Source organism: Carbonatibacter coralli (genome assembly GCF_039592655.1).
Lineage (GTDB): Bacteria > Pseudomonadota > Alphaproteobacteria > Kiloniellales > Kiloniellaceae > Carbonatibacter > Carbonatibacter coralli.
The window spans coordinates 1,101,688-1,126,935 of record NZ_JBBUTJ010000001.1 but is presented as its reverse complement, the minus strand read 5'-3'; the positions used below and the strand labels follow the sequence as shown (position 1 = coordinate 1,126,935).

25 protein-coding genes are annotated in these 25,248 nt (G+C 53.8%); 12 read left to right on the top strand and 13 right to left on the bottom strand.

Features of this window, described 5'->3' with window-relative positions; translation table 11 throughout:
- The first annotated feature begins 1 nt into the window (after position 1).
- Together accD and AAAH10_RS05230 are read left to right on the top strand one after the other, a co-directional pair.
- Positions 2-949: an acetyl-CoA carboxylase, carboxyltransferase subunit beta gene (accD, locus tag AAAH10_RS05235; RefSeq protein WP_343561229.1), complete on the top strand. Its 948-nt coding sequence runs from the start codon at positions 2-4 to the stop codon at positions 947-949.
- Between the two features lie 91 nt (positions 950-1,040).
- Positions 1,041-2,405: a bifunctional folylpolyglutamate synthase/dihydrofolate synthase gene (locus tag AAAH10_RS05230; RefSeq protein WP_343561227.1), complete on the top strand. Its 1,365-nt coding sequence runs from the start codon at positions 1,041-1,043 to the stop codon at positions 2,403-2,405.
- Between the two features lie 21 nt (positions 2,406-2,426).
- Here AAAH10_RS05230 and AAAH10_RS05225 read toward each other — a convergent pair whose 3' ends face one another.
- The 3 genes from AAAH10_RS05225 to AAAH10_RS05215 all read right to left on the bottom strand — a co-directional run bounded on the left by AAAH10_RS05225 (position 2,427) and on the right by AAAH10_RS05215 (position 4,756).
- Entirely contained in the window at positions 2,427-3,233 is an 807-nt protein-coding gene (locus tag AAAH10_RS05225; RefSeq protein WP_343561225.1) for a substrate-binding periplasmic protein, read from the bottom strand.
- Positions 3,234-3,331: 98 nt separating this feature from the next.
- Positions 3,332-4,132 carry a substrate-binding periplasmic protein gene (locus tag AAAH10_RS05220; protein ID WP_343561223.1) on the bottom strand — a complete coding sequence of 267 codons (801 nt, stop codon included), beginning with the start codon at positions 4,130-4,132 and terminating at the stop codon, positions 3,332-3,334.
- 225 nt (positions 4,133-4,357) lie between these two features.
- Positions 4,358-4,756 carry an ArsR/SmtB family transcription factor gene (locus AAAH10_RS05215; protein WP_343561221.1) on the bottom strand — a complete coding sequence of 133 codons (399 nt, stop codon included), beginning with the start codon at positions 4,754-4,756 and terminating at the stop codon, positions 4,358-4,360.
- A gap of 491 nt (positions 4,757-5,247) precedes the next feature.
- Between AAAH10_RS05215 and AAAH10_RS05210 the strand changes: the two genes are divergently transcribed.
- Positions 5,248-6,780 (top strand): YifB family Mg chelatase-like AAA ATPase, encoded by a 1,533-nt coding sequence (locus AAAH10_RS05210; protein WP_343561344.1) that lies wholly within the window; start codon positions 5,248-5,250, stop codon positions 6,778-6,780.
- A gap of 92 nt (positions 6,781-6,872) precedes the next feature.
- On the top strand, positions 6,873-7,448 hold the full coding sequence (locus AAAH10_RS05205; RefSeq protein ID WP_343561218.1) for an HD domain-containing protein: 576 nt from the start codon (positions 6,873-6,875) through the stop codon (positions 7,446-7,448).
- A gap of 62 nt (positions 7,449-7,510) precedes the next feature.
- Here AAAH10_RS05205 and AAAH10_RS05200 read toward each other — a convergent pair whose 3' ends face one another.
- From AAAH10_RS05200 to AAAH10_RS05185, 4 genes are all read right to left on the bottom strand, one after another.
- On the bottom strand, positions 7,511-7,870 hold the full coding sequence (locus tag AAAH10_RS05200; protein ID WP_343561216.1) for a histidine triad nucleotide-binding protein: 360 nt from the start codon (positions 7,868-7,870) through the stop codon (positions 7,511-7,513).
- An 85-nt stretch (positions 7,871-7,955) separates the two neighbouring features.
- Positions 7,956-8,252, bottom strand: a complete 297-nt coding sequence (locus AAAH10_RS05195; protein ID WP_343561214.1) for a chorismate mutase — start codon at positions 8,250-8,252, stop codon at positions 7,956-7,958.
- 66 nt (positions 8,253-8,318) lie between these two features.
- Positions 8,319-8,585 (bottom strand): DUF1674 domain-containing protein, encoded by a 267-nt coding sequence (locus tag AAAH10_RS16540; RefSeq protein ID WP_442490262.1) that lies wholly within the window; start codon positions 8,583-8,585, stop codon positions 8,319-8,321.
- Positions 8,586-8,659: 74 nt separating this feature from the next.
- Positions 8,660-9,631 (bottom strand): ABC transporter ATP-binding protein, encoded by a 972-nt coding sequence (locus AAAH10_RS05185; protein ID WP_343561212.1) that lies wholly within the window; start codon positions 9,629-9,631, stop codon positions 8,660-8,662.
- A 214-nt stretch (positions 9,632-9,845) separates the two neighbouring features.
- Here AAAH10_RS05185 and AAAH10_RS05180 point away from each other — a divergent pair, with 214 nt between their 5' ends.
- The 5 genes from AAAH10_RS05180 (at position 9,846) to AAAH10_RS05160 (ending at position 16,892) form a co-directional block, all read left to right on the top strand.
- A complete protein-coding gene (locus tag AAAH10_RS05180) occupies positions 9,846-10,028 on the top strand; it encodes a zinc-finger domain-containing protein (RefSeq protein WP_343561210.1) in 183 nt (60 codons plus the stop codon).
- Positions 10,029-10,122: 94 nt separating this feature from the next.
- On the top strand, positions 10,123-10,731 hold the full coding sequence (locus AAAH10_RS05175) for a DUF6151 family protein (RefSeq protein ID WP_343561208.1): 609 nt from the start codon (positions 10,123-10,125) through the stop codon (positions 10,729-10,731).
- A gap of 96 nt (positions 10,732-10,827) precedes the next feature.
- Positions 10,828-13,611 carry a DNA polymerase I gene (gene polA, locus AAAH10_RS05170; RefSeq protein ID WP_343561206.1) on the top strand — a complete coding sequence of 928 codons (2,784 nt, stop codon included), beginning with the start codon at positions 10,828-10,830 and terminating at the stop codon, positions 13,609-13,611.
- 120 nt (positions 13,612-13,731) lie between these two features.
- Positions 13,732-15,234 (top strand): ATP-binding protein, encoded by a 1,503-nt coding sequence (locus AAAH10_RS05165; RefSeq protein ID WP_343561204.1) that lies wholly within the window; start codon positions 13,732-13,734, stop codon positions 15,232-15,234.
- A 224-nt stretch (positions 15,235-15,458) separates the two neighbouring features.
- Positions 15,459-16,892 (top strand): ATP-binding protein, encoded by a 1,434-nt coding sequence (locus tag AAAH10_RS05160; RefSeq protein ID WP_343561202.1) that lies wholly within the window; start codon positions 15,459-15,461, stop codon positions 16,890-16,892.
- Positions 16,893-16,911: 19 nt separating this feature from the next.
- On the opposite strand, the gene AAAH10_RS05155 is transcribed toward AAAH10_RS05160, so the two are convergent.
- On the bottom strand, positions 16,912-17,802 hold the full coding sequence (locus tag AAAH10_RS05155) for a DMT family transporter (RefSeq protein ID WP_343561200.1): 891 nt from the start codon (positions 17,800-17,802) through the stop codon (positions 16,912-16,914).
- A gap of 111 nt (positions 17,803-17,913) precedes the next feature.
- Between AAAH10_RS05155 and AAAH10_RS05150 the strand changes: the two genes are divergently transcribed.
- Together AAAH10_RS05150 and AAAH10_RS05145 are read left to right on the top strand one after the other, a co-directional pair.
- Entirely contained in the window at positions 17,914-18,807 is an 894-nt protein-coding gene (locus AAAH10_RS05150; RefSeq protein ID WP_343561198.1) for a LysR family transcriptional regulator, read from the top strand.
- 49 nt (positions 18,808-18,856) lie between these two features.
- Complete coding sequence (locus AAAH10_RS05145; RefSeq protein ID WP_343561196.1) at positions 18,857-19,264, top strand: EVE domain-containing protein; 408 nt, start codon at positions 18,857-18,859, stop codon at positions 19,262-19,264.
- Between the two features lie 10 nt (positions 19,265-19,274).
- On the opposite strand, the gene AAAH10_RS05140 is transcribed toward AAAH10_RS05145, so the two are convergent.
- The 4 genes from AAAH10_RS05140 to AAAH10_RS05125 all read right to left on the bottom strand — a co-directional run bounded on the left by AAAH10_RS05140 (position 19,275) and on the right by AAAH10_RS05125 (position 21,999).
- Positions 19,275-19,766 carry a hypothetical protein gene (locus AAAH10_RS05140; RefSeq protein ID WP_343561194.1) on the bottom strand — a complete coding sequence of 164 codons (492 nt, stop codon included), beginning with the start codon at positions 19,764-19,766 and terminating at the stop codon, positions 19,275-19,277.
- 148 nt (positions 19,767-19,914) lie between these two features.
- The gene (locus tag AAAH10_RS05135) at positions 19,915-20,439 is read right to left on the bottom strand and encodes a PleD family two-component system response regulator (protein ID WP_343561192.1); all 525 of its coding nucleotides are present in this window, start codon (positions 20,437-20,439) and stop codon (positions 19,915-19,917) included.
- Positions 20,440-20,553: 114 nt separating this feature from the next.
- A complete protein-coding gene (locus tag AAAH10_RS05130) occupies positions 20,554-21,801 on the bottom strand; it encodes an MFS transporter (RefSeq protein ID WP_343561190.1) in 1,248 nt (415 codons plus the stop codon).
- A 48-nt stretch (positions 21,802-21,849) separates the two neighbouring features.
- Entirely contained in the window at positions 21,850-21,999 is a 150-nt protein-coding gene (locus AAAH10_RS05125) for a hypothetical protein (RefSeq protein ID WP_343561188.1), read from the bottom strand.
- A 337-nt stretch (positions 22,000-22,336) separates the two neighbouring features.
- On the opposite strand from AAAH10_RS05125, the gene acs reads away from it, so the two are divergent.
- Complete coding sequence (gene acs, locus AAAH10_RS05120) at positions 22,337-24,289, top strand: acetate--CoA ligase (protein ID WP_343561186.1); 1,953 nt, start codon at positions 22,337-22,339, stop codon at positions 24,287-24,289.
- Between the two features lie 4 nt (positions 24,290-24,293).
- On the opposite strand, the gene AAAH10_RS05115 is transcribed toward acs, so the two are convergent.
- Complete coding sequence (locus tag AAAH10_RS05115) at positions 24,294-25,187, bottom strand: LysR family transcriptional regulator (protein WP_343561183.1); 894 nt, start codon at positions 25,185-25,187, stop codon at positions 24,294-24,296.
- Positions 25,188-25,248 lie beyond the last annotated feature (61 nt).

Sequence of the window (25,248 nt, the reverse complement as noted above, 5' to 3'; positions counted from 1 at the left end):
TATGAACTGGATTACCAACTTCGTCCGCCCGAAAATCCGCGCACTGGTTCAGGCTGACACTCCTGATGATCTGTGGGTGAAGTCACCTGCGACCGGGCAGATGATCTTCAAAAAGGACCTCGAAAAGAACATGTGGGTTTGCCCTTACAGTGGCCACCACATGCGCATTTCTGCCAGAAAACGTCTGGAAACCCTTTTTGATGATGGTGAATTTGCAACGGTTGAATTGCCAAAGACACCTGTCGATCCCCTGAAGTTCAAGGACCTGAAGCGCTACGTTGATCGCGTGAAGGATGCAGATGCGAAGAACGAGGACAAGGAAGCCATTATTGTTGCCCACGGCAGCATGGGTGGCAGCCCTGTTGTCATTGCGGCTTTCAACTTCAGCTACATGGGTGGTTCCATGGGAACTGCTGTGGGTGAGGGACTTCTGACGGCTGCAAAGCTGGCTGTTGTTCAACAGGCTCCGTTGCTGGTGATCCCTGCATCCGGTGGCGCGCGGATGCAACAGGGGATCCTGTCCCTCATGCAGATGCCGCGGTCCATCATCGCTGTTGATATGGTCAAGGAAGCGGGTCTGCCCTATGTCGTTCTGCTGACAGATCCGACAACAGGTGGTGTTTCTGCTTCCTTTGCAATGCTGGGTGACCTGCAGATTGCCGAGCCGGGTGCCATGATCGGTTTTGCCGGCAAGCGCGTGATTGAGGAAACCATTCGCGAACAGCTGCCCGAAGGCTTCCAGACTGCGGAATACTTGCTGGAGCACGGTATGCTGGATATGGTGGTTCACCGCCATGAAATGCGTGACACCCTGATTCGCGTCTTTGGTTTGCTGATGCACAAGGACCCTGCGGCTCCTGTTGTTCCCCTTGTCGAGAAGAAGGCCGAAGCTCCGGCTGTGGAAGAGCCGGTCAAGTCCGAGGCTCCTGAAGGTTTGCCAATCGACTGAGGTCTGTAAAATCCTCTTCCAAGAGCACCGGCTTTCTGGCAAAGGAAGTCGGTGTTTTTATGTTGTTCCCCCTTTTGCATGGTGATGTGTCATGTCTACAGAGAGCCCTTCTGCTGTTTCCAGTGAAACGCTTCGTAAAGAACGTCGCAGTGATGTCGTTCTGGATCGCCTGAGTCTGTTGCATCCCAAGATCATTGATCTCTCTCTGGGCAGAACCCTGAACCTGCTTGAGAAGCTGGGACGTCCGCAGGACAGGCTGCCACCGGTGATCCACGTTGCGGGGACAAACGGCAAGGGATCTCTGCTGGCCTATCTGCGTGCCATGCTGGAGGCCTCGGGCCGCAAGCTCCATGTTTATACCTCGCCTCATCTTGTGAAGTTCCACGAGCGGATCTGTCTGGCCGGGGAACTGATCACCGAAGACGCCCTTGTCGAGCTGCTGGAAGAGTGTGAAGAGGTCAACGGCAACGAAGGGATCACCTTCTTTGAGATCACGACAGTTGCAGGCATTTATGCCTTTGCAGGGACCCCTGCAGATGCCCTGCTGCTGGAGACAGGTCTGGGGGGAGAGCTGGATTCAACCAATGTGGTTGATCAGCCTGCCCTGACAGCCATTACACCGATTTCCATCGATCACACGCAATATCTTGGCGAGACCATGGAAGAGATCGCCAAAGCCAAGGCAGGGATCATCAAGCAGGGTGTGCCCTGTGTGGTGGGCAAACAGCCGGAAGCCGCCCTCAGAGTGATCAGGGCCCGTGCCGCCGAGCTTGATGCACCGCTCTATATTGCCGGTGAAGACTGGTCTTCCGAAGTTCTGCCAGACGGGTCGGGTTTTGTGTTCAGGGGCCGCAACGGGGAAATGGACTGTCCGGCCCCGAATCTGCTGGGAGAACACCAGTTCGACAATGCGGCGCTGGCCTTTGCCTGTGCAGAGATTCTGGCTTCGGAGCAGACGCACCAGCCTCTGGTGATGTCTGTGGAAGAACGTCACAAGGGCATTACAACAGCGCGCTGGCCCGGGCGCATGCAGCAGTTGAGCGGTGGAGAGCTTCCGGACCGTCTGAAAGCAACGGGTGATGCGCAGTGGGAACTCTGGCTTGACGGTGGGCACAATGCATCAGCAGGAGAAGCCCTGGGGCGCATTCTGGATGGCTGGTCCGATCGTCCTGTTCACATCGTTTACGGGATGCTGAACACCAAGGCTGCAACAGACTACCTGCGTCCCCTGACGGCAAAGGCTTCCAGCCTGCGCGCGCTGCGTATCCCCGGTGAGGCCGCATCACTTTCTGCGGAAGAAGCAGCTGATCATGCACGAGAGGCGGGTTTTGAAGCGAAAGCTGTTGAAAGTGCGGAAGCGGCCATTGAGGATATTCTGGCCAATGAGAAACCGGGGCGGATTATTATCTGCGGTTCGCTCTATCTGGCCGGGCACATTCTCAGCCGGAGCCATTGATACAGCCCAGCGAGGCAGCTGTTACTCCTGAAAACAGCCTTTTCCGCTGTTTTCAGGGTCAAGAGTGGCATCCAGCGACCGTTTGTTTGCTCTGTCCAGCGGGGGAGCATTGCTCTGTCGGATTTCTTGCAGTCGTCCGTTTTTCCTGATGTCGTCCAGTGCTTTTTGAAGACTGCTTACCAGTGAATCAGGAGTATCCCTGTTCAGGGCGAGATAGAGGAAGCAGGTGCGATAGTCGTGAAGCCTTTCCAGGCTGTCCAAAGGCTCGTTTTTCTGTCTCAGGTGATTGAGAGTTGTCACTTCCGAGGAAGCAATAAGTCTGATTCTGCCTTTTATGAGAAGGGTGTGCAGCTGTTCATGATTGTAGGCCGGGACCAGATTTTTGAAATTCAGCTGTTTGAGATAGGCTTCGCGTGCCGATCCCAGAACGACACCGATCGGTCCGCCTGATCTGGCCTCTTCCAGGCTGTTGATATCAAGTGGATCATTGTTTTTTCTGAAAAAGCTCCAGTAGGAAACCCCGATCGGGCCGACCCATTTGAAAAGCTTTTCGCGTTGCGCTGTGCGTGCTGTCGGAAACAGGGCTGTGTCGCTGTTTTCAAGCGTTTTTGCATAGGCCCGCTTCCAGGGGATGGCCCTGATCTCGGCGTCGAGCTGCGCCCTGGCGAGTATCTCTGCAACATAGTCGTGGAAATAGCCTCTGATCTTTCCCTCTTTCGTCTGGTAGATTGAGGGAGGGTTGATTTCTGCAAGGATTTCAAGGGCAAAGGATGGTTTGAAAAAGGCGCACAGAAAGATTGGCAGGATCGGAAGCCTGCAAAAAATCATTCTTTTTGAACGGTGCGCGTGAGCTGGAAACATATGTCCAGCTTAGGTTTTTTAAGTCCGTCTTTCAATTTGAATAGCGCTGTGTCCCTGTCACAGGATCAGGATTCACAGCCAAGACCGTTGCTGGAGAGGTCTGAAAGATACCTGAAGGCAACGTTCTTTTCCCTGTTGAACGAGGGGCTGTAGAGCGCCCTTGTTCTTTCCATCTCTCCTGATGTCTTGAAGCGATCCAGTGCATCTTGCCATTGCCTGATGACAGCGTTGTCCGTGTTTTTGTTAAAGGCAATATAGAGATAACAGGCCCTGAAATTATAAACGGGGACAAGGGTGTCTTCGGGCAGGACGGCACGCGTCAGCAGGTTGTCGATGACTTCCTGGGAAGAGGCCATAAGGCTGATTCTGTCTTTCAGAACCATCCTGAGAATAAGGTCCCGGCTGTGTGTGGGAGAGATATTCTGAAAGTCTCTTTTCCTCAGGTGGTTTTCTATGGCAGAGCCCAGAATCACGCCAATGCCACTGGAACCCTTTGCATCTTCCAGCGTTTCAATTGTCAGGGGCAGGTCCTTTTTCTTGAAGAAGGACCAGAAGGAAACACCAATGGGACCGACCCATTTGAACTGGTCTTCGCGTTCCTTGGTGCGTGCTGTCGGGAAAAGAGCTGTTTCGGGTTTGATCAGGGTTGTTTCAAAAGCCCGGTTCCAGGGCAATGCCCTGAACTGTGCATCCGTACCGGTTTTGAGGGCTATTTGCTCGACATAGGCCTGAAGATAGCCTTGAAGCTCACCACTTTTCAGGCGATAGACCGAAGGAGGGTTGACCTCTGCATAGATTTCCAGTGCAGAAACTTTCTGTACGAAAAGACACAGAAAGAGGTAGGCAAAGACTGATACCGACTTCATGTACAGCTCAATTGGTTAAAACAACAAAAGGCCTGTCCTGACTGAAAAAACGGCTTCAATACCTTGAAGCCGAAAGCCTGAAAATCATACCTTTTTATTGTAATAAGAAAAGAGCTTCCTTCAGAAATTCAAAAGATTGCCGGATGATATGATCAATCTTCTTCCCAAGGTTGAAAGAAGCAAGACTTTGTCCGGGAAAAAGCTTTTGAATCAGGAGTGTTCTGTTCAAATCCCGGAAGAGAAGTCTGCGGTTTCTTCCAGAAGTTTTTCGATCAGTTCGCTGCGCAGTGAATAAAAGATGTTGCGTCCCTTGCGGTTTGAAACGAGAACACCGGCTTCGCGCAGCTGCTTGAGATTGTGGCTTGTCAAAGACTGGGACATGCCTGTTTCTTCCGACAGCTCATTGACTGTGCGGGGACCCTTGAAACAGCTTTGGCACAAACGCAGGCGTCCTTCATCCCCCAGAGATCTGAACAGGGCCGCAAGTTTCCTGTTCGCAGCTTCGGAAAGCTGACCCTGGGAAAAGTCGTTTTGAGTCTTGAAGGAAACCACATCAACCGATTGGTCGGTAGGGATTTGGCTCAGGCTGTTCATCTGTGTTGCAGCAGTTTTTCCTGTACTCATGGCAGTACTCAGTCCTCTGGGCTATACCACTTCAAGAAATGGTTAACTCTTGGTAAATCACTGTCTTGAGATATGAAGACTATTTGAAAAAGGAGCAACCAACATCCGGTAACATTTTTATGATGTGCTGTGATAGGCAGCTGTGTTGTGAAGCTGACCAGATGGAGCAGTTTCAGGCACGATCCGGTTCGCTTGCTGGGTGCATTTCATGATTCAGGTTCTGGACAGGGTTTCGGCTCTGATCTGGTTGGCTGACAGGGGGTGTGGACCGGAATCGGATTCTTCTGGCTCCCCCGATCCCGACAGATCTGTTGATGAAAGACTGCTGTATCCACTGCTTTTCCTTGTACCTGCCAAAGTTGCTATCTTTTTTTGCAAGGTCAGTCGGGCTTTATCCTGTTTTCGAACAGGTCTTTTCTCTGTCCTTTTGATTGAAAATTTTATAAAAAACAGAAGCATTTGGTGTGGAAACCTTTCTGGTGGATATTCCTTTGACGGTTCAAATCAATACGGTTGCCTTTCAGGGTGTTGAGGTTCGGACAATTGATGTACAGGTCCAGCTTTCCAACGGCCTTCCCGCCTTCACGATTGTCGGCTTGCCGGACAAGGCTGTTGCAGAATCAAGAGAGCGTGTCCGCTCTGCCCTGACAGCGCTCGGGCTTTCCCTGCCTCCAAAACGTATCACGGTGAATCTGGCACCTGCGGATCTCCTGAAGGAAGGAAGCCATTTTGATTTGCCGATCGCTCTGGGGATTCTTTGTGCCATGGAGGTTCTGCCGGCAGAGGAACTGAGTCAGTTCCATGCCCTCGGGGAGCTGGCTCTGGATGGAGCCCTGCGGCAGGTCAGTGGCGTTTTGCCAGCAGCGATGCATGCGATGAACAGGGATCAGGGACTGATCTGCCCGGCCATCCAGGGATCGGAAGCCGCGTGGATCAGGGGACTTGCGATTGTTGCCCCGCACAATCTTTTGCAGTTGATCAACCATTTCAAAAATGGCGCCCTGATTGACGAGCCGGTGGCCAATGTGGTCAGACCGGAGGAGGGCGCATTCGATCTGCCGGATCTCCGTGATATCAAGGGGCAGGAGACAGCCAAACGCGTTCTGGAAATTGCGGCTGCCGGTGGTCATCACCTTCTTTTCAATGGCCCTCCGGGAGCCGGAAAATCCATGCTGGCCAGTCGTATCCCTTCAATCCTGCCGAGGCTGGAGCCTGAGGAAATCCTTGAAGTCTCGATGATTCATTCCCTGGCGGGCCTTTTACAGGATGGAAAGTTGCAACACCACCGCCCTTTCAGGGATCCCCATCACTCTGCTTCACCGCCCGCTCTGGCCGGAGGAGGACAGCGTGCAAAGCCCGGAGAGATTTCCCTGGCTCACAGAGGTGTTCTGTTTCTGGATGAGCTGCCGGAATTCAACCGGACTGTTCTGGAGGTCCTCCGGCAACCTCTGGAAACCGGGCATATCACCATTGCCCGTGCAGGGGCGCATGTGACCTATCCGGCAAGAGTCCAGATGATTGCTGCAATGAATCCCTGTCGTTGCGGGGAGGTGGATGCCGTCACAGGCATTTGTGCCCGTGGCCCTCACTGCGCCCGACAGTATCAGGCCCGGATTTCAGCACCGCTCTATGACCGGATCGACCTCTATCTGGATGTCCCGCCGGTAAGCGCCCGCGATCTGGCTTTGCCGCCGGCTTCAGAAGGATCCGCCGAGGTTGCGGGGCGTGTGCAGGATGCCCGCAATCGCCAGCGGGCGCGCTTTGTCAGTCTCGGGATGGAAAAGCCGCTGACCTGCAATGCGGAAGCGGAAGGCCGGGTTCTGGAAGCCATTGTCCAGCTGGATGAAAGCGGTCAGGGCCTGCTGGAAAGGGCCGCTGAAAAATTCCGACTCTCGGCGCGTGGCTATCACAGGGTGCTCAAGGTTGCCCGGACCATTGCAGATCTGGAACACTCTGAGAGGGTCGCGGGCCATCATATCTCCGAAGCTCTGAGCTACAGACGACAAAGCATGACCTCGGCTTGATCTTCCCTGATTTGGAATTTACAGGAAAGCTGGTATCTCTCCGCATATTCTGATTGTCCAGTTGGGAGCATGTCACTTTGCAGACAAAAAGAATGGAAGCTGTTCTCGATTTCCTTCGGGCTGCCGAGCAGCTGAAAAATACCCTGCGCTCTTCAAAAACATCCAGTGGGAGGCAGGAAAGCACTGCTGAACACACCTGGCGTTTGTGTCTGATGGTTTTGCTGCTGGAAGCGGACTATCCCGAAATGGATATGCTCCGCTTGCTGAAGATCTGTATCGTGCACGACCTTGGCGAAGCTGTAGGCGGTGACATTGCTGCGGTTGATCAGGTTGAAGGTGTGAACAAGGCTGTGCAGGAACGCCGGGATTTTATGAGTCTGCTCAAGCCCTTGCCCGGGGAACTGCAGAAGGAGCTTCTGGAGTTGTGGGATGAATATGAAGCTGCGGTTTCTCCCGAGGCACGACTGGCAAAAGCCCTGGACAAGATGGAAACACTGCTGCAGCACACACAGGGGCAGAATGCGGAAGATTTCGATTACGGCTTCAATCTTTCCTACGGCAGAAACTACACAGACCTTGATCATGTGACGGCCGGTTTCAGGACTTTGCTCGACAGGGAAACACGAAGACTTGCACAGGAAAATGGTTCTCTGCCTGACGAGGCCTGATGCAAAAACGAAAAGCCTCTGCAATCAGGGCAGAGGCTTTTGGGGGAACTGCGAAATGACACTCAGTTCTTGAAGGGCGATCCGAGGTTTTCACCGCCGAGCAGGTGCACGTGGTAGTGTGGCACTTCCTGACATCCGTCCTCACGGATGTTCGCAATCAGACGGTAACCTGTTTCATCCAGTTTGTGCCGGGTTGCAATCTCGCCAACCGCGCGGTTGAAGGCAACGATTTCGGCATCGCTGGCACGGGCGGAGAAATCGGCAAAGTCGGTGTAGGCGCCCTTGGGGATAATCAGCAGGTGAACCGGGGCCTTGGGAGCAATGTCCCTGAAAGCCAGAACGTGATCATTCTCGAAAACGGTCCCGGCCGGAATCTCGCTTCTCAGAATTTTCGCAAAGATGTTGTCTGAATCATAAGCCATTGGACTGCCTCGTTTGTTTTTTTGAAACTGCGCTATTCTTGGAAGATTCGTTCAAAAGCGCAAGAGGCAGTTGTCTGATGGCGGTCTATTCGGTCCCGGGGTCGTCCATTGCGGACATCATGACATCTTCCAGATCACAGGAGGCCTGAATGATCCGGGTGTAGATGGCGCGGATCAGTTCGGGATCGATATTTTTCTGTTCTGCGTGTTTGGCATTGCGTTCACGCACCTGCATGACACGTTCCGGAATGACAGAAGGCACACCGCGTTCATGCTTGGCATGGGCGACTTCACGGATCACGTCAAAGCGCTGGGCAAGCAGCTCGATAATCTGGTCATCCAGATCATCAATGCGTTTTCTGAACGGGATCATGAATTCCATGGCTGGTCTTGTCGTCCTCAAAATTGCGGCGGTGAAACCCTGGGGCAAGGGATGCCGCTAAATGTCCTAGAAGTCAACACAGATTCCCTTGCGTTCCCAATCGCCATAGCGCGTTGGCTCCGGTCCTTCCGGCCCGCCGATTTCCTTTGGGCGTTCGGCTTGATCCAGGTTTTTCATCAGCGCCTCTTCCCGATCAAGGATCTGCTTCTGGGCCTTTTCCAGATCCTGCGGTGTGATGCGTTTCGGGTCCGGGCGGCTGATATGTGTTTCAAAGGCAGGGCCGCTTCTGGCCGCCTTGCCCAGAGGTCTGTGTGCCTTGAAATCCCTGCTCATCATTGCCTCCGAAAAAGGGTTTGTTCTGATTTCATTATGCTGCAGTGTCCGGATCGGATCAAAACATGTTCGTTTCAGGCCGCATGTGCCCCGCTGGTCAGCTGCAGGAAGATGTCCTCCAGATCGCCCTGTTCGGTGGTGATATCCGCAATCTGGAGCCGGGTTGCCTGCAGGGCCTGAAGAATTTCGTTGATCTGGCCATCATTGGTCTTGGTGGTGAAGACCAGACGATCTGCCGCAGTCTGTTCCACGGAAAAGCGCTCAAGGTTTGCCGGGATTTCTGCAAGAGGCTCCTGAAGAAGAATGGTGACCGTTTTGCCTTCGATCCGGGCAAGCAGGGCATCCTTGCTGTCACAGGCGATAATCTGTCCGTGATTGATAATGGCGATATCGTCACAGAGCTCCTCGGCCTCTTCCAGATAGTGTGTGGTCAGGACGATGGTCGTGCCCTGATCGTTCAGTTTGCGGACATAGGACCAGAGCTGTTGTCTCAGTTCGATATCGACACCGGCTGTTGGTTCGTCGAGAACCAGAATGGGCGGATTGTGAACCATGGCCTTGCCGACCATCAGGCGCCGTTTCATCCCGCCGGAAAGTGATCGGGTGTGAGAACGGGCCTTGTCCGCCAGTCCCATGATCTGCAGAATCTCGTCTGTGCGGCGTTCCCCTTTCGGAACACCGAAGAAACCGGCTTGCTGTTCCAGCAGATCGTAAGGGGTAAAGAAGGGATCGAAATTGAGTTCCTGGGGAACGATGCCGATCGACAGCCGTGCCTGTCTCATATGACTTTCAATATCGTAACCCCAGATCCTTGCCGTGCCCGAGCTTTTGTTCACCAGACCTGCGAGAATGTTGATCAGGGTGGATTTTCCGGCTCCATTGGGGCCGAGCAAGCCAAAGATTCTGCCTTTGGGAATTCCGAGAATGACAGATTTCAGAGCTTCCTTGCCGGGTTCTTTCCCCGTGGGAGCATAGGTTTTGCAGAGGTTCAGAAGCTCGATGGCATTTTCGGAAGTGACCGGTCGGGAACTGTCGGAAGGGGTCATGAATCAGGCTTTGCTTGGATCGGTTATCGGAACATGTTCGTCCTTTATTTAGTTCGTCAGGGGCAGAATGAAAAGGAGGGGCTGTTCCGAAATAGCAAAAGGGCTGGAAAGAAGGGGAGGAGACAGGTAAAAGGAAAACAAAGAGATCTGGTGGTGCTTCCGGGAGGATTGTGTCATCCAGACCAAGGATTAAAGAGTCGGGATAGAGAATATCATGAGCGTGACTGAAATCGTTGAAGTTGAGACAACGACCATCCCCTGTGACGGCGGCGACGGACCTCTGGGCCACCCTCGCGTTTTTCTGCACATGAAAGACGACGAACGGCAGATCGATTGTCCCTATTGCAGTCGTCGTTTCGTCCTGAAGGAAGGTGTGACGCCTGGCGGTGCTCACTGATGTCCTGATTCTGCCTGAATCAGTGTGTTTGAATGTGGAAACGGGATTGTTATCGGCAGTCCCGTTTTTTGTTGCCTGAAAGCCGGAGAAGATCATGACCGAAACTGTTGAGCTGTCCTGTCAGTGCGGAACCCTGAAAGGAACGGTGACAAGGGAGAACGGTAAAAACCTGCCGCACTATTTTTGTTACTGCGATGATTGCAGGGCTTTTGCGCGACATCTCGGGCAGGAGGAACAGGCGCTTGACTGCTGTGGCGGGGTGGAGGTTTTTCACACGGTTCCGGCCAATCTTGTCTGGACCGCGGGACAGGAGCAGCTGCGCTGCCTGAAACTGAAGGAAAAGGGGGCCTTGCGCTGGTACAGCAACTGTTGTCAGACACCTCTTTGTACCGTTCCCCCCTCGGAGGGCTTTCCCTTTGTGTCGCTGAATCACACGGCTCTGGCGGATCAGGATCGAAAGAGTGAACTGGGGCCTGTTCTGGGGCGGGTCCAGCTGAAGTTTGCACTCTGTGCAGAGGACAGCGAGGCTTTTGCCCGGATCAAGAGCGAGGAAATGTCTCTTCTCAGGCTGGTTGGGCGGATCATCGGACTGATGCTGGGGCAGCGTTTCAGGGGCAGGAAACAGACACCCTTCTTCAGCAAGGGTCAGCCGGTTTCCGAACCCCGGTTGCTTTCCGAGGAAGAACGCAAGGCGGTTTACTAGAAACCGGATAAAAACCGGGCTCGTGTGTTTTGAAAAAATCTGCTCTGCCCCGCTTTCCCTCTCGACTTGAAGGGGGCTGTGGGGCAGTGTTGGGGCATGACTGATACTGCACCTTACAAACACCTCTATCTCGTTGATGGCTCCGGCTATATTTTCCGCGCTTTCTTTGGTATTCCGCCGATGAGCCGTCCTGACGGGACGCCTGTGAATGCTGTTTTCGGCTTCACCAACATGCTGCACAAGCTCAAGACGGACAGCGCATGTGACGGGCTGGCGGTGATTTTTGATGCGGGACGTGAATCATTCCGCATGGACATCTATCCGGATTACAAGGGGCACCGCCCGGAAGCGCCGGAAGAGCTGGTGCCACAGTTCCCCCTGATCCGCGAGGCCACAGAGGCCATGAACCTGCCCTGTATCGAGATGGCAGGATACGAGGCCGATGATCTGATTGCGACCTATGCCCGTCAGGCCAGGGAGCAGGGTATCGAGGTGACGATTGTGTCCTCGGACAAGGACCTCATGCAGTTGCTGGATGATGGCATTGCGATGCTTGATCCCATGAAGAACATTCCGATCGGCCTGCCGGAGGTCGAGAAGAAATTCGGTGTGACACCGGACAAGGTTGTCGATGTTCAGGCTCTTGCCGGGGATTCATCGGACAACGTGCCGGGGGTTCCAGGCATTGGTGTCAAAACGGCGGCCCAGCTGATTCTGGAATATGGTTCTCTGGAAGCCCTGCTGGAGCGCGCTGGGGAGATCAAGCAGCCGAAGCGTCGCCAGAATCTGATTGAACATGCCGAGCTGGCGCGCATTTCCAAACAGCTTGTGACGCTGGAGCAGAATGTTCCTGTGGAGGTTTCCCTCAATACCTTTGCCAAGCGCGGAGAAGACCCCGCAAAGCTGAGGCCTTTCCTGGAGGAGAACGGCTTCCGTTCCATTCTGGCGCGCCTTGCAGGAGCGCTGGGTGATGCCCCCATGGAAGTCAAAGACGAGGCCGCGGCAGCGGAAGGCCCTGCCAGTTATGAGCTGGTCCAGAAGGAAGCCGATCTGGTGCGCTGGATCGAAAAGGCACATGCAAAGGGCATGGTGGCTGTTGATACCGAGACGACGTCTCTGGATGCGATTCAGGCTGAACTGGTCGGAATTTCGCTTTCCTGCGGAGACAATACAGCCTGCTATATCCCGCTTGCTCACAAGGATGCAGAGGCGTCCCCTGCCGAGCTGGACCTGCTGGGGGGCGGGGCTCAAAATACAGGGCCGGAGCAGATCCCGCTGGATCGTGCGCTTGAACTTCTGAAGCCCCTGCTGGAAGATCCCGCGGTTCTCAAGATTGGCCAGAACATCAAATATGATGCAATCATTCTGGCCCGCCGCGGCATTCAGGTTGCTCCCTTTGATGACACCATGCTGCTGTCCTATGTGCTGGAAGGCGGTCTGGGAGGTCATGGCATGGATGACATGGCCGAGCGTCACCTCGGGCACAGCTGCATTGCCTTCAAGGATGTTTGTGGTACGGGCAAGAACCAGATCACCTTTGACTATGTTCCATTGGAAAAGGCGCGGGATTACGCAGCCGAGGATGCTCTCGTCACCTGGCGCTTGCATGCGGCTCTGAAGCCCGGGCTTGTTCGTGATCATCTGACAACGGTTTATGAAACGCTTGAACGGCCGCTGGTGCCCATACTTTCGGAGATGGAGCAAAAGGGCATCAGGGTTGATCGCAGTTTCCTGCATCGTCTGTCCAATGACTTTGCGGGCCGTCTGGCGAAGCTGGAAGAGGAAATTCATGCGCTTGCAGGGGAGAGCTTTACGATCGGTTCGCCAAAGCAGCTGGGGGAGATTCTCTTTGGCAAGATGGCACTGCCCGGTGGCAAGAAAAGCAAGAGCGGTGCCTGGTCGACAGGGGCGGATATTCTGGAAAAGCTTGCTGCAGAAGGTCATAGCCTGCCGGCCCGCGTTCTGGACTGGCGCCAGCTGGCAAAGCTGAAAAGCACCTACACCGATGCCCTGCAGGAGCAGATCAATCCGGAAACGGGGCGGGTTCACACCTCCTATTCGCAGGCGGTCACAACGACAGGACGCCTGTCCTCGTCTGATCCGAACCTGCAGAACATTCCAATTCGTACAGAAGAAGGCCGCAAGATTCGTGATGCCTTTATTGCAGAGGAAGGTTTCACCCTGATTTCTGCAGACTATTCGCAGGTTGAACTGCGTCTGGTGGCTCACATCGCCCAGGAAGAGGCTCTGTGTCAGGCCTTTGCCGAGGGGCAGGATATTCACGCGATTACGGCGCATCAGGTCTTCGGTGCGCCTCTGGAAGCCATGGATCCCATGGTCCGTCGTCAGGCCAAAGCCATCAACTTTGGTATCATCTACGGCCAGTCAGCCTTTGGTTTGGCGCAGACACTGGGAATCTCGAACACAGAGGCGAAGAATTACATCACCGCCTATTTCGAGCGTTTCCCTGGTATTCGTCGCTATATGGATGAAATCAAGGAAACGGCACGTGCCAACGGCTATGTCGAGACTCTCTTCGGGCGCAGGATTCATATTCCGGCAATCACGGAGAAGAACCCGATGCGTCGCAATTTCGGCGAGCGGGCTGCCATCAATGCTCCAATTCAGGGGACGGCAGCAGATATCATCAAGAGAGCCATGGTTCGCATGCCCGAAGCCCTTTGCACGGCGGGGCTTGATGCCAGCATGCTTTTGCAGGTGCATGACGAACTGATTTTCGAGGCGCCAAAGGAACAGGTAGAAAAAACCATTGAGGTCGTCCGGGCTGTCATGGAAAACGCAACAGATCCTGTTTTGAAGCTTTCTGTTCCACTTGTTGCAGATGCTGGTACCGGAAATAGTTGGGGAGATGCACATTAATATAAGTATTAATGTATGAATTATTGTATAAAAAATTGTAAATGATTTAATTTTACTGTTTTTTATTTAGTTGTTATTTTGGGGCATCTGGTTTTTTTATCTGATGTCAGGAAGTTTGCCGTGCCCCAGATACCCCGCTTTTTCAAGGATGGACTGTTTAAACGCCCCCAGCTGGTTGTGGGGCTCTATGTGATTCTGGTTGCTGCCTTTTTTATGGTTGGAACAAGCTATTACATTGAACGGGTGCGCAAGAACACGGCCCTGAACGCTGTCGAGGTTTACTCTCTGACGCTGATTGAACTGCACAAGTACTACAGCGAGCATATCGCCTTAAAGGCCGAGGCATCCGGCTTTCCCCTGACAGATCGCCCCGAACTTGAACCCAACAAGCTGCCTCTGCCGGCAACGATGACGATACAGTTCGGCTCCGCTCTGGCGCGAAAGGAGATGGGATTGTCTGTCGCGCTTTACAGCCAGCACCCCTTTGCCATGAGGCAGGACAGGGCGCTGGATCCTTACCAGCAGGAGGCTATTGCCTTTTTTGATGAGGGCAATCGTGACCCCTTTATCCGGTTTGAGGAGAGGGATGGTCTGGAAATTGTCCGCTATGCCCTTCCTGTCTTTATGGAATCCGGTTGTGTTGGCTGTCACAATGCAGCGGGCCTGGGTCTGAACTGGGATGTGGGTGATCTTCGGGGCGTGAGGGAAGCGAGTATCCCGGTGGCCCAGATTGATGATCTGGAAAACCAGATCATGGTGACGGGAATTTTCTTTGCCCTGGTCACGGCACTTCTGGGCAGTGTTCTGATGTTGCCGACAGTCAGGATTCTGCAGGGCAGTCTGAACAAGAGAAAGGAGATTGCTTCCCTGCTGATTTCACAGAACGGTGAAATGCAGGAGGCTGCGCAGATCAAGAACCGAATTCTGCAGGGGGTCAGCCACGATCTCAAGAATCCTCTCAATTCGATTATCGGATTTTCGGATATCCTCCTGAAAGAATCCTTTGGTCCGCTGGGGAACGAAAAATACAGAACCTATGTGGAGACGATCCATGAAAGCGGGCGGCATATGAACACCCTGCTTTCCCACCTGACAGATCTCGAAAAGGTCAAATCGGGCGAGTGGCCCGTCAAAAAGGAATACCTTGATCCGGAACGTTTTCTGGACGAGCTTTCCCCGGTGCTCCGGAACTGGGTTGAATCATCCGACATTGATTTTTGCTCCACTGTCGAAACGTCTTCGGACAGAATTGAGGCGGACAGGCTGGCGCTTCGTCGCATCATTGTGAATCTGGTCGACAATGCGATCAAGTACAGCAAGGCGTCCCGTATCCAGGTCAGGATCTTTGACACGGCCGGAAGCAGGGACAGCGAGGGTTCTGCGAACAAGAGAGTTGCCCTGGAAGTGCGTGACAACGGAACGGGGCTTCCCTGTCGCAATGGTCACGTTGAAGAGCTTCTCAGGCAGGGGAACCGCGGAGATGAAGAGGACAATGCTTCCGAAAAACCGGATGGAACCGGGTTGGGGCTCTGGCTTGTAAAGCACTTTGTGAAGCTTCATCAGGCCGAGCTTCAGATTGATAACAATCCCGGTCAGGGCTGTTGTTTCCGGATTGTGTTCTGACGGATCGGGCCGGATTGACGGTTCTCTTTTCTTGTATAGTCAATATGGGTTTGATCAGCGTTCCCTCGCGTATTATGCTAATCTTATTGTATGCGAGTGATCAGATTAGCATTTTGTCCGGGGAGTTTGGTGCGGTGATAAAGTCCTCGTCAAAAATCCCATTTGGGTCAGCCCTTTGGAAAAGACCACAGCTCGTCATTGCTCTTTACGTTGTGATTGTGGCCATGACCTTCATGCTGGGTATGGCCTACTACGTTCAGCAGACCCGCAAGCTTTCCGCCCTTGATGCTGTTGAGAACTATTCCCTGACCCTTCTGGAACTGCATCGGTATTTTTCCGAAATTTCGACACGTGCAGAACGGTCCGGACTGACGCTTACCGACAAGCCGGCAGTTGAAGCAGACAGCGTTCCCTTTCCTGCAACCATGACCATGGATTTCGGGCAGAGGCTGGAGCAGATGGAAGCGGGGCTGTCTTCTTCGATGTTCAGTTTCTACCCCTTTCCGAAGCGCTCCGAGCGGGAACTGGACAGCTTTCAGCGTGCTGCCCTTGAGCACTTCGCAACGGGTCAGAGAGAGCCCTTTGTGCGCTTTGAGGACGGAGAGGAGGGGCTTCAGCAGGTTCGCTATGCCCTGCCGATTGTGATGGAACCTCAGTGCGTTGACTGCCATAACTCTGCCGGTCTGGGCGTCGAGTGGGCTGTGGGGGATCTCAGAGGTGCCAGAGAGGTGAGCGTTCCGGTTGCGGAGCTCGACTGGATCCATGACGAGATACTTGTTTATGGTCTTTTCTTCACGCTTTTTACGGCTGGTCTCGGCAGTGCCCTGATGCTTCCAACCTTCGGACTGTTGCGACGAACACTGACAAAACGTCAGGAGATGGCAGAGCTTCTGATGAATCAGAATACCGAACTTCAGGAAACGGCTCTGATACGTGATCGTGTGCTGGATGGCGTGAAACACGATCTGAAAAACCCGCTGAATGCCATCGTCGGCTTTTCGGATCTGATGAACAGCGAAAGCTTTGGTCCGATCGAAAACAAGCGCTATCAGGACTATATCAAGGCTATTCACGACAGTGGTCTGCACATGCAAAAACTGATCGAGGCCATGTCTGTTGTTCCCGATCCGGACAAGGGCCAGTGGCCGTTTCAGGAACAGGCAATTGATCTCAACGTCTTTTTCAGGGAACTGACTCCGGTTTTGAAAAGCTGGGTAGAAGCCTCTGAAATCGAGCTGGTTGTCTCGGTACCTCATCAGACTGCAAAGCTTAACGGGGATTTTCTTTTGCTCAGGCGCATTGTTGTGAATCTGGTCGACAATGCGATCAAGTACAGCGGTGCCAGAACAATTACCATTGGTCTGGAAAAGAGAACAGACCTTCAGGGACAACCGGACGGTCTGGCCTTTTACGTTGCGGATAACGGAAGAGGCATCCCCCGGGCCTGTTTGGAGGAACTTTCTTCCAAAGGCGTCCGACATTCCTGTCAGGATGGACAGGGGCCTGAAGGAACAGGTTTGGGGCTTTGGCTGGTTGACCAGTTTGCCAGACTTCACAACGCCAGGCTTGAAATAGAGAGCACTCTTGGCAGGGGAAGCTGTTTCTGCGTTGTCTTTCCGGCTTCAGGTCTGGTCGGGGCGGAAGGGAAAACGGACTGACAGAAAGGCAGAAAGCCTGTCAGGGCAGGTTTCTCTTTTTCTGTGTTTGTTGAATGGTCAGCCCGCCACACAGGATCAGGATGATTCCCAGACAGGCCCAGAGGGTCGGGATTTCATCAAAGGCTACAAAACCCAGAAGGCTTGCAAAGACAATCCAGGAATAGTGAATCGGGGCCAGAACGGAAGCTGCTGCATTCTGATAGGACAGGATATTGAAGTACTGTCCGGTTATGGCCAGAACACCAAGCATTCCAAAGATCAGATAGTCCGGTGACAGCAGTGTTGCGGGATCGAGCATCCACAAAGCGGCACAAAGCAGAAGAACGGTTCCGAACCCGTTGACGAAAAGCAGCATTCCAAGAGGCTTTTCCCGCTCGGCAAGAAACTTGATGTAAAGAGATTCAAGGGCAATGAACACGGCCCCTGCAAGGGCTGCGAATGCACCTGATCCTGCCAGAGAGAGGGACAGGGTGCTGCTGTCCAGGGATTGCAGGGTCACGATCAGTGCGCCCGCTCCGGCAAGAGCGCAGGCGATCCAGTGGTGTCTGGTGATCTCTTCCCCGAGAATCAGGCCTGCGAGGATGATGACAAGAAGGCCTTCCGTCAGACCGATTGAGGTCGCATAGGCAACCGGAATGCTGGTGGCGGCATGAATGGCGCAGATGCCGCCTCCTGCGCCCAGCAAGGCCCTGAAGAAGTGATGTTGCGGTTTTGCAGAGCGCAGGCTTGCCAGAGGCATTCCGGTGATGGCAATGACACCCAGCACGGTGAGGAGCCCACCTGCGTAGCGGGCGAGCATGAGCGCGATTGCCGGGTAGAGGCCATCGGCAATCTTTCCTGCTGCAAAGACTGGCGTGAAAAAGGCTGTTCCCAACAGACTGAAGAGAATCCCTTTGGTTGTGCTGGACATTTCCAAACTCCTCCTGATCGGAAGAATGATCATTTGCACCATGCCCGACTAGACGGAATTCTGAATAAGGGTTATGCATAAATACATAATAAACGCCCGGGTGATAAAAAAATGAATTGGGAAGACCTGAAGCTTTTTGATGCTGCTGTCTCTGCCAGGGGGATCGCTGCTGCTGCGCGAACACTCGGCTTGAGCCAGCCTCAGCTCAGTCGCCGCCTCAGGCGCTTTGAGGATGAAATGGGCGCACGGCTTTTTGACAGGACACCCAATGGCCTGATGCTGACACCTGCCGGGGAGCGCCTTGTCCCGATTGCGGCCGAGATGAAAAAGATCGCCAGCGGGCTTGATCGCATTCAGCCGGAAATTGCCAATTCGGCCGAGCGTGTGATCAGGATTTCACTGGACGAGGTGAGGGAACGGTTTTTGCTCCGCCATGCCAAATGGCTTCACGAGCAGCTGCCCGGAATCAGGATCGAAATCCATTCGGCGCATTTGCATCTGGATCATGCAACACGGGAAACGGATATCCAGATCAGATCCTGTCTACCGGAAAGTGAAACACTGGTCGCCAGAAAGCTGGGAGAGATCAACTACCGGGTCTATGCGTCCCGCCAGTATCTCGCAACAACAACAGAGCAGCCCCTGCAGGACCCCAACTGGGTGTCCTTTGCTGCGGAACGCTGCTGGTATCCTGTGATCGCTCAGTGGTATCGGGATCATGTTGATGAAGCCTTTTCGGTTTTGAAGGTCAACACCGAAAACGGGATGCTCTATGCGCTTCAGGAAAACATGGGCTATGGCGTCCTGCCTGAATTCATGGGGGATGCTGCCGTGGAGCTGGTTCGGATTGACAGTCTGGGGCTGGTTGACGTTTCATCGGAGCACCTGATCATCCATCGTGATCTTCTGCGTGATGCGCAGGTCAAGAAAACGGTTCGGGCCATTGCGATGCTCTTCAAGAGAAACCTGGCCGCGCTGGATCAGGAAACCGGGGCTGTTGCCTGATCGGGCAAAGCGGTCCTTTTGACAGGGATAAGGGTAACAGGAGGACAAGATGGCCTATTGGCTGATGAAATCGGAGCCGGCATCCTGGTCGTGGCAGGATCAGCTTTCCGTGCCGGAAGAGCCGTGGAACGGGGTGCGCAACTATCAGGCCGCCAACAACATGAAAGCCATGGAGCTGGGGGATCGCGCGTTCTTCTATCACTCCGTCAAGGAAAAGGCTGTTGTTGGAATTGTCAAGATTTCAAAGCTTTACCATCCTGATCCCAGTGATCAGAGCGGGCGTTTCGGCATGGTCAGTGTCAAGGCTGTTGAATCCCTGCCGCAACCGGTAACGCTGGAGATGATCAAACAGCACGAAAGCCTTTCCGGAATGGCATTGCTCAGGCAATCCAGGCTTTCTGTCAGCCCGGTCACGGAAGAGGAATGGTCAGTTATCTGTAAGATGGGTGGACTTTAGGGACCGCTTGTCAGGCCGTTTCTGTCACCTTTTCGACGGCTTTTCTCAGACCGCCGGTCAGTTCCTCACCCATTGATCCTCCGGTGCCCTTGATATTTTGTTCAACAACGACGAGCAGGGCGTTGATGTGGGCACGCACAACGTCCGTGCGCTGGCAGGCAATGTTCTCGTGCTTCTGGATCATGACAGACAGTGAGCCTGCGATGTCAGAAAGCAGATTGAAGTTGAAGGTTGCGGCCTGTCCCTTGATGTCGTGACAGATTTCCTGGATGCGCTGGATTTTTGCACTGTCGGCAGGATCGGAAGTCGTGGCTTCGTTCAGGAGGGAAACAAGGGTTTTGATCTCTCCGTGGACTGTGTCCTTGTAACCGTCCTCAAGCTCTGAAAGGGCGGTTTCGGCCTTGTCGATAATCTTGTCGAGAGATGGTCCCCCCTGTGCCGGGACCTTGGGCTTCAAATCATTGCTGGGCATGTGCATCTTCAGTGTTGTTGCTTCGGTCATGGGCGAGTTTCGTTTTTCTTGTACTTCAAGAAGGCTGAATTGCCTTGTTGAAAGCAGTCTAGTTCAAAAAAATTAACAATATTTCAATGCGTGTTTTCTGATGATTTGCTGTATCAACTTGCCTGATCTGAAATAAAGCAAACAATTACTAATGTAATCTTTGTTGTCGGCGCTCAAGACCAACATAGTTTTCGGATTTTTTTCTCCTTTCGGGGCCAACATAGCCTTTGCTTTGAATGGGCTGATCCTTTTCTATGGCCTTGAGCTTGTTGTAGACGGACGTCATGTTCAGCGGTTTTGACAGGAAACCGTTCACACCATGACTCCTGGCTTCCTCGCTTTCCGAGAAGGCGCCGGTTTCGCTCATGATAAAGATCGAAAGATCCTTGCAGTCACCGAATTCGGGTGAACGCAGCTTGCGAATCAGATTCATGGCACCGTGTGGTTCAAGTGCTGAATCCACCAGAATCACATCAGGGCAGCTGTGCTGGTCAGCTTCCGGGGAAGAAGGCATTGCGCTGCGCCTGATCATTTCAAGCGTTTCAGCTTCATCCATGCAGATCGACAGTTGAGCGACTTCCAGATTGGACAGAATGGAACGCGTCAAACGTTGTGAGAACCAGTCGCTGTCAGCGACAATGACGGATTGGTTCTCCAGTTTTTTGGCTGGCATAATGAACAGCTACTCCAACACCCCGTAAAGCAATGGGTTTTATTTCTTTCCCAATAAGATAAGGGCTTTGTCAGCCTCTCACAACCCCGTGAGGTCCGGACTCGGGAAAGGACACTAGCCTGTTTGTCGAATCAGGGCTTCCCTGGGGAGGGGTTTGTCGGCAATCGGCCAGTGCAGGAGGGCTGCGATCAGCCCGAGAATGGCGCAAACCCACCAGACAATCTCATAGGATCTGGTGGCATCAAAAAGGGCGCCACCCAGCCAGACACCGGCAAAGCTGCCCAGCTGGTGAGACAGAAAGACAATACCGTAGAGAGTCCCCATGTAGCGGGCACCAAAGATCTGGGCGACCAGGCCGGCTGTCAGGGGAACTGTTGAAAGCCAGAGCACGCCCATGACAAGGCCGAACATCATGAAGCTTTCAACGGAAGGGGGGAGCATCAGGAAAAGGACGATGAGAAGGGTTCTGGCAATGTAGATCCAGGCGAGAAGGTATTTTTTGCGATACCGCCCACCCAGTGCACCGGACAGGTAGGACCCGAAGATATTGGCGATGCCGACAAGAGCAAGCGTCCAGGCACCAACCCATGGTGCCATACCCATATCGACGGCATAGGAGGGCAGGTGGACTGTGACAAAGGCGAGCTGAAAGCCGCAGACGAAAAATCCGGTGGTCAGGAGCCAGAAGCCTGTGTGGTGGCAGGCTGCGAGAATCGTGTCACTCATTTTCTCGTCGATCTGATCTTCAGGGGAAGACCGGGTATCGGCTTCTGATTTTCCCTTGAGAAACCAGCTGGCAGGTGAGACGACAATCAGCAACAGAGCCAGAATCAGCAGGGCCTCCTGCCAGCCTTGTGTTTCGATCAGCAGTGAGCCAGTCGGAATGATCAGAAATTGCCCAAGGGATGCCGAGGCGGTTGCGATACCCAGCGAAACAGACCGTTTTTCTTCGGGAACAGCCCGGCCGATCACGGCCAGAATGACGCTGAAACTTGCGCCGCCCAGACCGACGCCGACAAAAAATCCTGCCCCCATGTGTGATGTCAGGGGAGAATAGCCATAGGCTCCCAGAATGATTCCTGCGGCATAGAGTACAAGCGAGGCGACCAGAACACGCCCGGCGCCATAGCGTTCTGCAATCATGCTGGAGAAGGGCTGTGCCATACCCCAGATCAGATTCTGGATCGCAAGGGAGAAGGCAAGAACCTCTCTGCCCCAGCCGAGTTCCTCGGAGATGGGGCCGACAAAGAGTCCATAGCTGGAACGGACACCAAAAGCCACACAGAGAATAAGGCACCCCGCGAGCAGGATGATTCTGGTGTTGGGGTTCGTCGATGGGCGAGTTGAGGAGGAAACAGACATGATGATCCTGTTTTGGGGTCGGGTCAGTTTTTTATTGTTTTTGAAAATTCAGGAAAAGCAGCCCGCAACCCACACAGCAGCATCCCAGAATTTCCCGGCATAGGCATCCATTGCACCGGGCACGACAGTGAGAACTGTCACACAGAGCGCGAGAAGAAGAGACAGACAAAGTGCGTGGTGTTTCGGAATTCCCAACATAGCGACATTTTGCGCCAAAAAAGGCGGGGTGACGACTTTTATTTTTCATGACGGAGGTTTGAGAGGCAAAAAAGCCGCGATGGAGTGTTGTTCCGGCCTGAAGCAACAACCTTTTTTTCTCTGGGGTCTTGTTCTTGATCCCCGCTTGGGCCAGACTTCGGGCACAAGGCTCTGTTCTCTGTTCCTGTCGTTCAGGTTTGATTTTCGGGTGGTTTTGCCCATCTGCTGGTGGTTTTGATCAAGGGATAAGAGGCCTGAGTCGTCAAAAGAGATGCTGATCTGATGCCTGCTGCACAGAAAAACAAAGCATCCTTAATGAACATGGAGGCCCTAATCGATGACTACAGTACCCGTTTTTCCGGTTCCCGAAAGCATGGCTGAAAATGCCTGGATCAACGAGAGCCGCTATCTGCAAATGTACGAAGAGTCTGTCTCGGATCCCGAAAAGTTCTGGGGTGAGCACGGCAAGCGCTTGCACTGGTTCGAACCCTACACAAAGGTTCGCAATGTCAGCTTCGGTGATGGAACACCCCAGGGGGATGTTCATATCCGCTGGTACGAGGATGGCGTCACCAATGCCTGTTACAACTGTGTGGATCGCCATCTGGCGACCAAGAAGGATGACACGGCCATTATCTGGGAAGGGGATGATCCTTCCGACTGTCTGCACATCACCTTTACCCAGCTGCACGAGCACGTTTGCCGTCTGGCCAACGCGCTCAAGGCGCGCGGAGTGAAGAAGGGGGATCGTGTAACCATCTACATGCCGATGATCCCCGAGGCGACCTATGCGATGCTGGCCTGTGCCCGTATTGGGGCCATCCACTCTGTCGTGTTCGGCGGATTTTCGCCGGATGCGCTGGCGGGCCGTATCGAGGACTGCGGGTCTGTTTGTGTGATCACCGCTGATGAAGGCCTGCGTGGTGGCAAGAGTATTCCCCTGAAGGAAAATGTGGATCAGGCTCTGACCAAGACTGATTCCGTGGATTCCGTGATTGTCGTAAAGCGGACCGGCGGCGATATCCTGATGAAGGATGGCCGTGATGTCTGGTATCACAATGTCTGTGCCGAAGCGGAAAGTGACTGCCCCTGCGAACCCATGAATGCAGAGGATCCCCTTTATATTCTCTACACCTCCGGTTCCACGGGCAAGCCGAAGGGTGTTCTGCACACCACTGGCGGCTACATGGTCTATGCGACCATGACCTTCAAGTATGTCTTTGACTACCACGACGGGGATGTCTACTGGAGTTCAGCCGATGTGGGCTGGGTTGCCGGGCATACCATGGTTGTTTACGGTCCGCTGTCCAGTGGTGCGACAACGCTGATGTATGAAGGTGTTCCGAACTACCCGACAGCTTCGCGTTTCTGGGAAATCATTGACCGCCACAAGGTCAATATCTTCTACACGGCGCCAACAGCGATCCGGGCGCTGATGCGCGAAGGGCTGGAGCCTGTGCGCCGGACATCCCGGGCCTCCCTGCGCCTGCTCGGTACAGTGGGCGAGCCAATCAACCCCGAGGCCTGGAACTGGTACCATGAAGTTGTTGGCGAGGGCCGCTGCGTCATCGTTGACACCTGGTGGCAGACGGAAACGGGTTCTGTCATGATCACACCTCTGCCGGGTGCGACACCATTGAAGCCGGGTTCTGCAACGCGTCCGTTCTTTGGTGTTCGCCCTGTTCTGGTTGACAGCGAGGGCAACGAGCTGGAAGGGGCAACAGATGGCAACCTCTGCATTGCCGATTCCTGGCCCGGGCAGATGAGGACGGTTTTTGGCGATCACGAACGCTTTGTCCAGACCTACTTCTCGACCTACAAGGGCATGTATTTCACCGGTGACGGCTGTCGTCGTGACGAGGATGGCTATTACTGGATCACAGGCCGTGTGGATGATGTGATCAATGTCTCCGGCCACCGTATGGGTACGGCAGAGATCGAGTCCGCCCTGGTGGCGCACGAGAAGGTCGCAGAAGCAGCTGTTGTTGGCTATCCCCACCAGATCAAGGGACAGGGGATCTATGTCTATGTGACGCTGGTTGCAACGGAAACGCCAAGCGATGCCCTGCGGACCGAACTGGTCAACTGGGTGCGTCAGGAAATCGGACCGATTGCAACACCGGATCTCCTGCAATGGGCTCCCGGACTCCCCAAAACGCGGTCTGGTAAAATCATGCGCAGAATCCTGCGCAAGATTGCCGAGAATGACTATTCGACCCTGGGGGATACCTCCACGCTTGCAGAGCCGGCGGTGGTCGATGAACTGATCGACAATCGCCTGAACCGCTAGGCTTTTATTTCAGCTGTTCGGCAAGGTATCCTGCCAGCAGCTGAACATGAGGCTTTTTCAGCCTGGAATAGCGGGCGATCAGGGAGACGGGAATATCCCTGATCGTCCATTCCGGCAGGATTGAAACAATACGTCCGGTTTCCAGATCCTCCCGAACAACCTGTTCCGTCAGAATCGCTGCGCCATATCCCTTGCGCACGGCCTCGAGACAGAGTTCGTAGGAGTTCACTTTCAGGCGTGGCCGGGGCAAAGTGATTTCTGCTGTTTCCCTTCCCTTTTCAAAGGACCAGACGTCTTTTTCCTGTTCCCTGAGGACAAGGGGAAGCCCGCTTATTTCCTGTGGGTGCGAGAGGCTTTCGCTCTCGGCTTCAAAGTAGGAGCTGATGCACAGCAGCCTTTTGAGAGGAGCAAGGGGAAAGACCCTGAAACCGGGGGACTGGAAAGGCCCGACCCTGATTCTGAGATCAATGTCGTTTTCCTGAAGATCGGCTGGTGTGTCGTTACCGATCAGGTTCACCCGGATTGCCGGATGGCTGTCGAGAAATGATTCGAGGGCCGGCAGAACAAAGCGGGTCAGATAAATATTCGATCCCGAGATATTGACGGTTCCGGCGGGAATATCAATGCGGTCCCCGGGCAGATTCAGATCGTGGGAGGCCTCGTGAACGGCATCCACAGCCCTGGCGCAAAGGGCGTAGATGGACTTTCCGGCTGTTGTCAGCTTCAGGCTTCTTGTGGTCCGCTTCAGCAGGATGACATCCAGATCCCTTTCCATCTCTGTCAGTTTGTGACTGACGCCTGATTTTGACAGCGCAAGCTCCTGTGCTGCCGCGGTGATTGAACCGCAGCGGACAACGCTCACGAAAACCTCTGCCTGGGCAAAAAATCTATTGTTCATGTTTTTGAACAATAGATGACAACTGTTCACTAATAAAGTGACGAAAGACTCTCTATTGCTG

Coding starts and splice junctions, on each gene's coding strand:
- AAAH10_RS05205 (WP_343561218.1), top strand. CDS start 6,873: ATGGAAGCTGTTCTCGATTTCCTTCGGGCTGCCGAGCAGCTGAAAAAT.
- AAAH10_RS05180 (WP_343561210.1), top strand. CDS start 9,846: ATGAGCGTGACTGAAATCGTTGAAGTTGAGACAACGACCATCCCCTGT.
- AAAH10_RS05125 (WP_343561188.1), bottom strand. CDS start 21,999: ATGTTGGGAATTCCGAAACACCACGCACTTTGTCTGTCTCTTCTTCTC.
- AAAH10_RS05115 (WP_343561183.1), bottom strand. CDS start 25,187: ATGAACAATAGATTTTTTGCCCAGGCAGAGGTTTTCGTGAGCGTTGTC.
- AAAH10_RS05185 (WP_343561212.1), bottom strand. CDS start 9,631: ATGACCCCTTCCGACAGTTCCCGACCGGTCACTTCCGAAAATGCCATC.
- AAAH10_RS05230 (WP_343561227.1), top strand. CDS start 1,041: ATGTCTACAGAGAGCCCTTCTGCTGTTTCCAGTGAAACGCTTCGTAAA.
- AAAH10_RS05175 (WP_343561208.1), top strand. CDS start 10,123: ATGACCGAAACTGTTGAGCTGTCCTGTCAGTGCGGAACCCTGAAAGGA.
- AAAH10_RS05225 (WP_343561225.1), bottom strand. CDS start 3,233: ATGATTTTTTGCAGGCTTCCGATCCTGCCAATCTTTCTGTGCGCCTTT.
- AAAH10_RS05130 (WP_343561190.1), bottom strand. CDS start 21,801: ATGTCTGTTTCCTCCTCAACTCGCCCATCGACGAACCCCAACACCAGA.
- AAAH10_RS05145 (WP_343561196.1), top strand. CDS start 18,857: ATGGCCTATTGGCTGATGAAATCGGAGCCGGCATCCTGGTCGTGGCAG.
- polA (WP_343561206.1), top strand. CDS start 10,828: ATGACTGATACTGCACCTTACAAACACCTCTATCTCGTTGATGGCTCC.
- AAAH10_RS05195 (WP_343561214.1), bottom strand. CDS start 8,252: ATGGAATTCATGATCCCGTTCAGAAAACGCATTGATGATCTGGATGAC.
- AAAH10_RS05140 (WP_343561194.1), bottom strand. CDS start 19,766: ATGACCGAAGCAACAACACTGAAGATGCACATGCCCAGCAATGATTTG.
- AAAH10_RS05135 (WP_343561192.1), bottom strand. CDS start 20,439: ATGCCAGCCAAAAAACTGGAGAACCAATCCGTCATTGTCGCTGACAGC.
- AAAH10_RS05150 (WP_343561198.1), top strand. CDS start 17,914: ATGAATTGGGAAGACCTGAAGCTTTTTGATGCTGCTGTCTCTGCCAGG.
- acs (WP_343561186.1), top strand. CDS start 22,337: ATGACTACAGTACCCGTTTTTCCGGTTCCCGAAAGCATGGCTGAAAAT.
- AAAH10_RS05155 (WP_343561200.1), bottom strand. CDS start 17,802: ATGTCCAGCACAACCAAAGGGATTCTCTTCAGTCTGTTGGGAACAGCC.
- accD (WP_343561229.1), top strand. CDS start 2: ATGAACTGGATTACCAACTTCGTCCGCCCGAAAATCCGCGCACTGGTT.
- AAAH10_RS05200 (WP_343561216.1), bottom strand. CDS start 7,870: ATGGCTTATGATTCAGACAACATCTTTGCGAAAATTCTGAGAAGCGAG.
- AAAH10_RS05160 (WP_343561202.1), top strand. CDS start 15,459: ATGACCTTCATGCTGGGTATGGCCTACTACGTTCAGCAGACCCGCAAG.
- AAAH10_RS05220 (WP_343561223.1), bottom strand. CDS start 4,132: ATGAAGTCGGTATCAGTCTTTGCCTACCTCTTTCTGTGTCTTTTCGTA.
- AAAH10_RS05215 (WP_343561221.1), bottom strand. CDS start 4,756: ATGAGTACAGGAAAAACTGCTGCAACACAGATGAACAGCCTGAGCCAA.
- AAAH10_RS16540 (WP_442490262.1), bottom strand. CDS start 8,585: ATGAGCAGGGATTTCAAGGCACACAGACCTCTGGGCAAGGCGGCCAGA.